Consider the following 246-nt stretch of genomic DNA (forward strand, 5'->3'; position numbering starts at 1 on the left):
TAAGAATGTGAAAATTTATAAATAGATTAAAATTTTATTTTAAATACTATTTATGTTAAAATAAAACGGTAAGGAGGCAAATATGAAAGAGAATTATCAATTGCTGTTAGAAAATATAATTAAAGAAAACGAAAAAAACAACTGTGCTCCGACTCTTCTACTACATTCATGTTGCGGACCTTGTAGCAGTTATTGCCTTGAGTATTTGTCTAATTATTTTAGAATTACAATTTTTTATTATAATCC

1 protein-coding gene is annotated in these 246 nt (G+C 24.8%); it reads left to right on the forward strand.

Features of this window, described 5'->3' with window-relative positions; translation table 11 throughout:
• Positions 1 to 82: 82 nt before the first annotated feature.
• Positions 83 to 246: epoxyqueuosine reductase QueH (locus VJI94_RS08695; protein WP_324009084.1), on the forward strand; the 164-nt coding region annotated here is incomplete at its 3' end.

Source organism: Parvimonas sp. D9 (assembly GCF_035282565.1).
GTDB classification, from domain to species: Bacteria; Bacillota; Clostridia; order Tissierellales; family Peptoniphilaceae; genus Parvimonas; species Parvimonas micra.